General features: G+C 65.4%; 10 protein-coding genes. All 10 read left to right on the top strand.

Annotated features, from left to right (window positions below; all coding sequences use genetic code 11):
- The first annotated feature begins 216 nt into the window (after positions 1-216).
- Positions 217-1275 (top strand): sigma-70 family RNA polymerase sigma factor, encoded by a 1059-nt coding sequence (locus tag FJZ36_16530; GenBank protein MBM3216506.1) that lies wholly within the window; start codon positions 217-219, stop codon positions 1273-1275.
- Between the two features lie 412 nt (positions 1276-1687).
- Positions 1688-2302, top strand: a complete 615-nt coding sequence (locus FJZ36_16525) for an HD family hydrolase (protein MBM3216505.1) — start codon at positions 1688-1690, stop codon at positions 2300-2302.
- A 35-nt stretch (positions 2303-2337) separates the two neighbouring features.
- Positions 2338-2862 carry a bifunctional pyr operon transcriptional regulator/uracil phosphoribosyltransferase PyrR gene (gene pyrR, locus FJZ36_16520; GenBank protein ID MBM3216504.1) on the top strand — a complete coding sequence of 175 codons (525 nt, stop codon included), beginning with the start codon at positions 2338-2340 and terminating at the stop codon, positions 2860-2862.
- Positions 2859-4166 carry a dihydroorotase gene (locus FJZ36_16515; GenBank protein MBM3216503.1) on the top strand — a complete coding sequence of 436 codons (1308 nt, stop codon included), beginning with the start codon at positions 2859-2861 and terminating at the stop codon, positions 4164-4166. Before pyrR ends, FJZ36_16515 begins: the two co-directional genes overlap by 4 nt.
- A gap of 10 nt (positions 4167-4176) precedes the next feature.
- Positions 4177-5352 carry a glutamine-hydrolyzing carbamoyl-phosphate synthase small subunit gene (gene carA, locus FJZ36_16510; GenBank protein MBM3216502.1) on the top strand — a complete coding sequence of 392 codons (1176 nt, stop codon included), beginning with the start codon at positions 4177-4179 and terminating at the stop codon, positions 5350-5352.
- Positions 5342-6577 carry an MFS transporter gene (locus FJZ36_16505; protein ID MBM3216501.1) on the top strand — a complete coding sequence of 412 codons (1236 nt, stop codon included), beginning with the start codon at positions 5342-5344 and terminating at the stop codon, positions 6575-6577. The genes carA and FJZ36_16505 overlap by 11 nt, the downstream gene beginning before the upstream one ends.
- A 19-nt stretch (positions 6578-6596) precedes the next feature.
- Positions 6597-6836, top strand: coding sequence for a hypothetical protein (locus FJZ36_16500; GenBank protein ID MBM3216500.1), 240 nt, complete (start codon positions 6597-6599; stop codon positions 6834-6836).
- Positions 6823-7197 carry a type II toxin-antitoxin system PemK/MazF family toxin gene (locus tag FJZ36_16495; protein MBM3216499.1) on the top strand — a complete coding sequence of 125 codons (375 nt, stop codon included), beginning with the start codon at positions 6823-6825 and terminating at the stop codon, positions 7195-7197. Before FJZ36_16500 ends, FJZ36_16495 begins: the two co-directional genes overlap by 14 nt.
- Positions 7198-7294: 97 nt before the next feature.
- Positions 7295-7972 (top strand): O-methyltransferase, encoded by a 678-nt coding sequence (locus tag FJZ36_16490; protein MBM3216498.1) that lies wholly within the window; start codon positions 7295-7297, stop codon positions 7970-7972.
- Positions 7973-8028: 56 nt separating this feature from the next.
- The coding region (gene carB, locus FJZ36_16485; GenBank protein MBM3216497.1) for a carbamoyl phosphate synthase large subunit at positions 8029-8728 on the top strand (700 nt) is incomplete at its 3' end.

Here is an 8728-nt window from a genome sequence, read left to right as displayed (position 1 = left end):
TGGACGTCGCCGGAGCGGTAGCAGGTCCCGTCGCCGTAGCCGTCGGAGTCGCCGTTGCATCCGGCGACGGCGCGGCGTTCCGTGACGCCGACGAGGGTCTGCCGGAGACGGCTCTCGTCGATGTTCCGTCCGTCTTGGATGGCGACGCGCGGCACGCCGTTGACCGCCTCGACGTAGAAGGTGAGGTGCGTGTAGGCGGGTCCGACGAAGGGGTCGTTGGCGTCCGTGATGAAGTGGAACTCGTGCGGATGCCAGTTGACGCCCGTCCACGCCCAATCGTCGCTGTGCTTGATGAGGAAGCTGAGCGTGACGCTCTCGACCGGTTCGATACGGACGCGCCCGCCGCCGCCGACGGTTCCGATGTCGCCAGCCTGCCGCCATCGCCAGAGACAAGAGGCGGAGCCCTCGGGCCCGTGCTCGGATCGGTCGATCTCCATGCGAGGACCATCGTACCAGCCGCGCGACGCCCAGTCGGTGTCTTCAAACCGCTCCTCGAACAGCAGGCGCTCCGACACTTCGGACGCGCTCACGATGGCGGCACAGGCGAAGAGCGCGGCAAGAGCAGCGATCACGGCATCCCCCTCTGAGTCAGGCGAGCATCGTCAACTGCGTCGAACGTCCGCCGTTTCAGGTAATCGACGTCTCGCCGAACCAGAGCAGGCGCACGCTAGCAGGCTCGGAAGCATTCTAGGCGGGGCGAGAACGATGCGCAACGAACCGACGCCCGCGACGCCCACCGACGATGAGTTCGTCCGCGCAACGCTCGAGGGCGACCGCGAGGCGTTCGCCGGACTCGTCCGGCGCTACCGTGAGCCGATGATCCGGCTGGCGTTCCGGTACGTCGGGAACACGGAAGACGCGCGCGACCTGTCGCAAGACGGCTTCGTGCGTGCCTTCGAGCGGCTGGGGCGCTATCGAATCGGCACGCGGTTCGACCGGTGGCTGTCGCGGATCGTCGCGAACCTCTGCCGCGACCATCTGCGGCGTCGGGCGCGCGTCCGGTTCGACGAGTTGGGAACCGCCGACGACGCACCGGCGAGCTCGATGACGCCCGACCAAGCGGCGACGTGGAGCGACCTCCGCGCCCAGTTCCAACGCGCACTGAACGACCTGCCCGACGACTGGCGCGTCGCGTTCCTGCTCCACGAACAGGACGGGATGAAGCACGAGCAGATCGCCGCGATTGTCGGCTCGAACGCGCGGACGATCCGGTGGCGTCTGTTCAAGGCGCGCGAGCGACTGCGAGAGCGCCTCGGAGACTTCCTGGAGCCGTGACGCAGCGATTCCCGGCAAATCGCCTCTTGTAGAGCCCGTACCCGACCTTCCGCACAGCGGCGATCGTAATCTGGCTTCCACTTGCCTGCCAGGTTCACCCGAACCGCGCCCTTGTGTAGTAGTGGTCGCACGGAGCGGCATCGCACGACCCCATGCGGCAAGGAAGTCTACACGATCAGGCTCTGTCCGATCTCATGCCGTGACGTCGGATTGCATCCCTTGAAAACGAGCCCGGCACGATTTAACATGTTCTCGGCGGGTTGGACGACCCGCGACATGCCAGCGCCTTTTAACCAGACCCCGTGAGGCTGGAAAGGAACGCACAGACCGACCCTCCCTGAGACGGCATCTGTGCGTCATTCTAGCTTTCACGCTGTCGAAACGACGCTTCGACACGTGAGAGGCTCTCGCGATGGCTCCTGAGCGCCCGCCGCTCCCGGACGCTGCCCGCATCCTCGACCTTCTCCATTCCCTCGAAGCGCTGAAGAACCTTCCTCGCACGGGTTGGCGTCTGCGTGGCATCCGCGACGGCGAGAGCATCGCCGATCACTGCTTCCGAACCTCCTTCGCCGCCATGATGCTCGCCGATGCCCTCCGAGGACGCGGCTACGACCTCGACGCCGAACGCATCCTCCGCATGGCGCTCCTCCACGAGATCGCCGAAGCGCGCATCGGCGACATCCCCTTCCCGGCGCTCGCACACCTGCCGGAGTCGGAGAAGGCCGCCGCCGAGGAGAGCGCCGCCCGCTACCTGCTGGAGCCCCTCGGCGGCCTCGGTGACCAGTACCGCGACATCTGGCAGGAATACGAAGCCCGCGAGACCCCCGAAAGCCTCGTCGTCCGAGTCGCCGACAAGCTCGAAATGCTCCTCCAAGCCTGGGAATACGAACGCGCCGGAGCCCGAGGCTTGGAGGACTTCTGGCGCAACGTCTGGAACTTCCGCGACGTCGATGCTTTTCCCCTCGTCAGCGAGCTTCTGGATGAGCTCCGCGCCCGCCTCATCGCGACCCGATCCAAGGAGTTCTGACGGTGTCCAAGACACAGCGCGAAAAAGCCCAAATCATGTCCGCCGACGAGATGCGCCGAGCCATCACGCGCATCGCCCACGAAATCTGCGAGCGGAACAAGGGCGTCGAACAGCTTGCCATCGTCGGCATCCGCTCGCGCGGCGACATCATCGGAAGCCGCATCGCCGACCAGATCGAACGCATCGAGAACGTCCGCATCCCCGTCGGCGCGATGGACATCACCCTCTACCGCGACGACCTCAATCTCTTCGAGCGCAAGGTCACCGTCAACCGCACGGACATCCCCTTCGCCATCGACGAGATGCGCGTCGTCCTCGTCGATGACGTGCTCTACACGGGCCGCTCTGTCCGCGCCGCGCTGGACGCCCTGATGGACTTCGGCAGACCCGACTCCATCCAGCTCGCCGTCCTTGTCGACCGGGGCCATCGCGAGCTGCCCATCGCCGCCGACTACGTCGGCAAGAACATCCCGACCTCCAAGCGCGAAACGGTCGCCGTCTCCGTCTCCGAAGAAGACGGCGAAGACCGCGTCGCCATCCTCGAGGAGTCCCCGTCGTGAGCACGAACTGGCTCATCCGAAGCGGGCGCGTCCTCGATCCGAAGTCGGAGACCGACGCCTTCGTCGATGTGCGGATACGCGACGGCGTAGTCGCCGAGATCGGCGAGAACCTGCCGCCCGGCGAGGAGCAGGTCTTCGACGCCGGAGGGTGCGTCGTCGCGCCCGGCCTGCTCGATGTCCACGTCCACCTGCGCGACCCGGGTCAGCGGCACAAGGAATCCATCGCCACAGGAACGCGAGCCGCTGCCGCCGGAGGGTTCACCGCCGTCGCGTGCATGGCGAACACCGCGCCGCCGCTGGACACACCGGATCGCGTGCGCTACGTGCTCGACGTCGCTTCGCGCGAGGCATCGACGACCGTCTATCCCATCGCCGCGATCACGAAGGAGCTCCGAGGACAGGAGGCGACCGACCGGCAAGCGCTTCTCGACGCCGGCGCGGTGGGCTTCTCCGACGACGGCAAGACGGTCACCGACACGCGGATCATGCGAACCCTCTTCCGAGACGCTTCGCGGATGGGCTTCGCGGTTCTGCTCCACTGCGAGGACCCGATGCTGGTCCGAGCGGGCGTCATGCATCCCGGCGAGGTGTCGCGGTCGCTGGAACTGCCCGGTCTACCGCCGCTCGCCGAGGAGACGATTATCGAGCGCGATCTGACTCTTGCCGAGGAGACCGGAGCGCGCATCCACATCCTCCACGTGACGACGACTCGGGGCGTCTCTCTGATCCGCAACGCGAAGGCTCGCGGTGTCCGCGTGACCGCCGAGACCTGCCCCCACTACTTCGCCCTGACCCACGAGGCGGTGCGCGAACACGGTTCCAACGCCAAGATGAACCCGCCGTTGAGAACCGCCGCCGACGCGAAAGCGGTCACGGAAGGACTCGCCGACGGCACGCTCGACGTCATCGCCACCGACCACGCGCCCCATTCCGCCGAAGAGAAGGCGGAGGGGATGCTCCGCGCGCCCTTCGGGATCATCGGCTTGGAGGTCTGCGTGCCGCTCGTGTGGACGCACCTGGTCCGCAAGCAGGTCTTGAGCCCTCTGGACGCCGTGCGGAAGCTCACCGTCGGACCGGCGGAAGCCCTCGGCGTGCGCGTTCCCTCGCTGGCTGCGGGAGAGCCCGGCGATCTGACCGTCATCGAGCCGGAGCTCGAACTGGAAATCACCCGCGAGCGCATCTACTCGAAGAGCCGGAACACGCCCTTCCTGGGGCAGACGCTCCGCTCCTGGACCTTGCTGACGCTCCATCGAGGCCGGCGGACGTTCCTTCGCTCGGAGGCGGAACCTCGTCTCGGTTCATGAGGAGCCACGGATGAAAGCGTACCTAGCTCTGGAGGACGGAACCGTCTTCGAGGGAGAAGCCTTCGGCGCGCCCGGCGAAAAGACCGGCGAGGTCATCTTCAATACGAGCATGACCGGCTATCAGGAAGTGCTCACCGACCCGTCCTACTCCGGGCAGATCGTCGTGATGACCTACCCGCTCATCGGGAACTACGGCATCGCCGAGGAGGATGTCGAGTCGCACGCCGTCCAGGTCGAGGGCTTCGTCGTCCGCGAATACAGCGAGTATTTCAGCAACTGGCGGGCGAAGAAGGGTTTGGGGCGGTACCTCGAAGAGTACGGCGTCCTGGGCATCCAGGGCATCGACACGCGGGCCCTGACGCGGCGGCTCCGCACGTGGGGCGTCATGCGCGGCGTCCTCTCCACGGAGACGAGCGACCATGAAGAGCTCGTCCGTCGGGCGCTCGCCTCGCCGAGCATGGTCGGGCGCGACCTGGTGAAGGGCGTCACCTGCGGAGCCGTCTATGAATGGAAGCAGGACGACTCGGACCCGATGGCGTGGGCGAAGCGGAACGCCTCGTCGCAAGACCCGCAGCTCACGCTCGACTTCGCGGGGGCGTCAGCCGGGACGGAATCCGGGCGGTTCCGCGTCGTCGCCTATGACTACGGGATCAAGCACAACATTCTGCGGCAGTTGACGCACCACGGCTGCGATGTCGTCGTCGTCCCAGCGCAGACGCCCGCCGAGACGGTTCTGGCGATGGAGCCCGACGGCGTCTTCCTCTCGAACGGACCCGGCGATCCCGAGCCGGCCACCTACGCCATCGACAACATCCGCCAGTTGATGGGGAAGAAGCCCATCTTCGGGATCTGCCTCGGGCACCAGCTCATCGGTTTGGCGCTGGGCGGCAAGACCTACAAGCTGAAGTTCGGGCACCACGGCTCCAATCAGCCCGTCAAGCGGCTCGACACGGGGCAAGTCGAGATCACCGCGCAGAACCACGGGTTCGCCGTCGATATCGACTCGCTCAAGGGCGTGCCGGTCGAGCTGACCCATGTGAACCTGAACGATGACACCGTCGAGGGGATTGAGCACCGCGAAGTGCCGCTCTTTTCGGTTCAGTACCACCCGGAAGCGTCGCCGGGACCCCACGACCCCACCTACCTGTTCACCAAGTTCCGGGAGATGATGGTGAATGAGCGCTGAAAGCACGGCTCGACGAGCCAAACTGTCGCGGAACGTCATCGCGCTGGGGTTGGTGAGCCTCTTCACCGATGCCAGTACGGAGATCGTCTATCCGCTGCTGCCGCTGTTCCTCACGGCGATCGGCGCGGGACCCCTCTTCGTCGGCCTGATCGAGAGCATCGCCGAGACGACGGCGAGCCTGCTCAAGCTCATCGCCGGGTGGCTGTCGGATCGGCTCGGCAAGCGGAAGGCGGTCGTCCTGGCGGGCTACGGACTGTCGAGCGCGACGCGTCCCTTGATGGCGCTCGCCGCCGCGCCGTGGCACGTCCTCGTCGTGCGGTTCGCCGACCGAGTCGGCAAGGGATTCCGGGGGGCGCCCCGCGACGCCCTCATCGCCGACTCGTCCGACCCGTCGATCCGGGGCAGGGCGTTCGGGTTCCACCGCGCGATGGATCACACGGGCGCGGTCGTCGGACCTCTGATCGCCTTCGCGCTCCTGCAGACCGTCTTCCGGGGCGACGGCGCAGGCGTCTCGGCGAATACCTACCGGCTCGTCTTCTGGGCGGCGACGATCCCTGCCGTCCTCGCCGTGCTGACGCTGCTGTTCCTCGTGCGCGAGGTCGCTCCGTCCGGCGGCGGCAAGCGGAACGGGCTGAGCCTGTCGCTGCGGGGGTTCAGCGGGACGTTCAAGGCGTTCCTCGTCGTGCTCATCCTCTTCACGCTGGGCAACTCCAGCGACATGTTCCTGATCCTCCGCGCGAACGATCTGGGCATCTCGGCGGTGTGGGTTCCCATCCTATGGGTGGCGCTGCATATCGTGAAGAGCCTCAGCTCGGTTCCCGGCAGCGCGTGGTCGGACCGCGTCGGCAGGAAACGGGCGATCCAGGTCGGGTGGGCGGTCTACGCGCTCATCTACGCAGGATTCGCCTACGCGACGTCGGTTTGGCACGCGTGGGCGCTCTTTGCGGCGTATGGCATCTACTTTGGACTGACCGAGGGAACCGAGAAGGCGCTCATCGCCGACCTGGTTCCGTCGGAGCTGCGGAGCACGGCGTACGGCATCTACGGGTTCGCCATCGGGATCGCCGCGCTACCGTCGAGCCTGCTGATGGGCTATCTGTGGCAGACGTTCGGGGTTCACGTCGCGTTCCTGTTCGGCGCGTCGCTGGCGCTGGTAGCGATGCTCCTGTTGTGGGCGCTGCGAATGCCCGCGCGTCCTGTTTCTGTGCATCATGCCAAAGGGTGAAGCGATGAGCATCCGAACGATGGAGATCGAACTGACGGTCGGCAAGGATGGCTACGTTCACGTAGACGTGCCGTGTGAGTTGCCCGAAGGGGAGAAGGTGACGGTACGCGTTGCCTGGGCGGTCGCCGACGACGAGCTCGATGACGAGCTTATCTGGCTACGAACTGCGATGACGAGTCCGTCGTTCGCGTTTCTCGACGCTCCGGAAGAGGATATCTACACCCGAACCGACGGGAAACCCTTTGATGATGAAGGGTAGAATCCTCCTTCTTCCGTTCCCGTTTGACGACTTGTCGGCGACGAAGGTCCGTCCGGCAGTCTGTCTAACGGAGTTCGTCGGGGAGCATCGGCACGTCGTCGTCGCGTTCGTGTCGAGTCGGGTTCCTCCGCTGTTTCTCGACAGCGACATCCTCATCGAAGAAGCTGTCGAGGATTTTGCCGTCACTGGGCTGCGTGTGACGTCCATTCTGCGACTGCACCGTTTGATGACGGTAACATCTGGTCTCATTCAACGTGAACTCGGCGAACTGCCGGAACGTCTCATGGTCGAACTCGATACGAAGTTGAAACGACTCTTTGAGCTGAACGGGTCATATCCCCTCCGCGAAGTCCAACGATAGGGTGATGATCGTCCGAACGATGGAGATCGCACTAACGGCTCGCAAGGACGGCTACGTGTACAGACGCTCGGCGCGTCGAATTGGAGAGGACTGAAGCATGACGCGGAAAGCCATCATCGCCGTCGCAGCGGTCGCGCTGCTCGGCGTTGCAGCGGCGTTCGTCGCCCAGGGACAGCGCCGGAGCGAGCTCTCGTTCGCCAGCTCGCCGCTGCCCAAGGACGACGACGAGAAGCGCATTTTGACAGTTCTGGAGGCGCTGGAACCAAGCGGACGGCAGTACCAGAGCGTTCCGCGTGAGGACGGGCGACTTCTGCGCCTGCTGGCTGAAACATCCAACGCGCAGCACGTCGTCGAGCTCGGCACGTCGAGCGGCTATTCCGGTATCTGGTTCTGCCTGGCGCTTCGCAAGACCGGCGGCAAGCTGACGACCTACGAGATCGACCCGGAGCGCATCGCCGTCGCCCGTGGCAACTTTGAGAAGGCTGGCGTCAGCGACCGTGTGACGGTCGTCGAGGGTGACGCCCACGAGCAGGTGACGAAGCTCAAGGAGCCCATCGACATCATCTTCCTGGACGCTGACAAAGAGGGCTACATCGACTACCTGAACAAGCTCCTGCCCCTCGTGCGCCCCGGCGGGCTGGTCATCGCGCACAACATGAATCGCAGCCAGGCGGACCCACGATACGTCGAGGCGATCACGACGAATCCCGCGCTGGAGACGCTCTTCCTGAACATGGACGGTACCGGGGTCGGCGTCACGCTCAAGAAGCGCTAGAACCACGGCTCTGCGAAGTCACGGACACGAACAGCGGGACGGAGGCGGAAGGCGACATGCCGAAACGAACGGACATCTCGAAGATCCTCATCATCGGCTCCGGGCCCATCGTCATCGGGCAGGCGTGCGAGTTCGACTACTCCGGCACGCAAGCCTGCAAAGCCCTCCGCGAAGAGGGCTACGAGATCGTCCTCATCAACAACAACCCGGCGACGATCATGACGGACCCGGAGCTCGCCGACCGAACCTACATTGAGCCCCTCACGTGGCAGGTCATCGAGCGGATCATCGCCGCCGAACGCCCCCAGGCGCTGCTTCCAACGCTCGGCGGACAGACCGCGCTCAACCTCGCCGTCGAGCTCGCCGAAGCCGGAGTCCTCGACCGCTACAACGTCGAACTCATCGGCGCGAAGCTCCACGCCATTCGCAAGGCGGAGAGCCGCGAGCTCTTCAAAGAGGCGATGCGCAACATCGGTTTGGAGGTTCCCAAGAGCGCCATCGTTCGGACCGAGGAAGAGGCGATGCGGACGCTCGACGAGCTCCCCTTCCCGCTCATCCTGCGTCCTGCGTACACGCTGGGCGGCAAGGGCGGCGGCATCGCCTACAACCTCGAAGAGTACCGGCGGATGATCCAGTACGGGCTGTCGATCAGCCCGGTTCACGAGGTGCTCGTCGAGGAAAGCGTCATCGGCTGGAAGGAATTCGAGCTCGAGGTGATGCGCGACCGGCTCGACAACGTCGTCATCATCTGCTCCA

Source organism: Candidatus Poribacteria bacterium (assembly GCA_016866785.1).
GTDB lineage: Bacteria > Poribacteria > WGA-4E.
The sequence above is the reverse complement of the archived record's forward strand: the minus strand, read 5'-3'. Positions and strand labels throughout refer to the sequence as shown.